Origin of the sequence: Catenulispora sp. GAS73, assembly GCF_041262085.1 — a bacterium.
GTDB lineage: Bacteria > Actinomycetota > Actinomycetes > Streptomycetales > Catenulisporaceae > Catenulispora.
Window position 1 is genome coordinate 1 of record NZ_JBGCCM010000105.1, and the last position, 1,039, is coordinate 1,039.

The 1,039-nt window shown below is 56.7% G+C and carries 1 rRNA gene; it reads left to right on the top strand.

The features are described 5' to 3' along the window. A 23S ribosomal RNA gene (locus ABH935_RS50885) occupies nucleotides 1-1,026 on the top strand; the annotation flags it as partial. Nucleotides 1,027-1,039 lie beyond the last annotated feature (13 nt).

A 1,039-nucleotide genomic window follows, 5' to 3' on the forward strand; every position in this document is an offset into this window, starting at 1 on the left:
CGAAGCTGAGAACTTAAGCGCCAGTAAACGGCGGTGGTAACTATAACCATCCTAAGGTAGCGAAATTCCTTGTCGGGTAAGTTCCGACCTGCACGAATGGCGTAACGACTTCTCGACTGTCTCAACCACGGACCCGGCGAAATTGCACTACGAGTAAAGATGCTCGTTTCGCGCAGCAGGACGGAAAGACCCCAGGACCTTCACTATAGCTTGATATTGGTGTTCGACTCGGTTTGTGTAGGATAGGTGGGAGGCTGTGAAGTCCGGACGCTAGTTCGGGTGGAGCCGGCGTTGAAATACCACTCTGATCGTGTTGGATGTCTAACCTCGGTCCGTGATCCGGATCAGGGACAGTGTCTGGTGGGTAGTTTAACTGGGGCGGTTGCCTCCTAAAGAGTAACGGAGGCGCCCAAAGGTTCCCTCAGCCTGGTTGGCAATCAGGTGGCGAGTGCAAGTGCACAAGGGGGCTTGACTGTGAGACCGACAGGTCGAGCAGGTGCGAAAGCAGGGACTAGTGATCCGGCCATGGCTTGTGGAAGCGTGGTCGCTCAACGGATAAAAGGTACCCTGGGGATAACAGGCTGATCTTCCCCAAGAGTCCATATCGACGGGATGGTTTGGCACCTCGATGTCGGCTCGTCGCATCCTGGGGCTGGAGTAGGTCCCAAGGGTTGGGCTGTTCGCCCATTAAAGCGGTACGCGAGCTGGGTTTAGAACGTCGTGAGACAGTTCGGTCCCTATCCGCTGCGCGCGCAGGAGACTTGAGAAGGGCTGTCCCTAGTACGAGAGGACCGGGATGGACGGACCTCTGGTGTGCCAGTTGTTCTGCCAAGGGCATGGCTGGTTGGCTACGTTCGGGAAGGATAACCGCTGAAAGCATCTAAGCGGGAAACCTGCTTCGAGATGAGGTCTCCCACCCACTTGATGGGGTAAGGCTCCCGGTAGACCACCGGGTTGATAGGCCGGGCGTGGAAGCTCCGTGAGGGGTGTAGCGGACCGGTACTAATAGGCCGAGGGCTTGACCACAAAGCTGATTCTT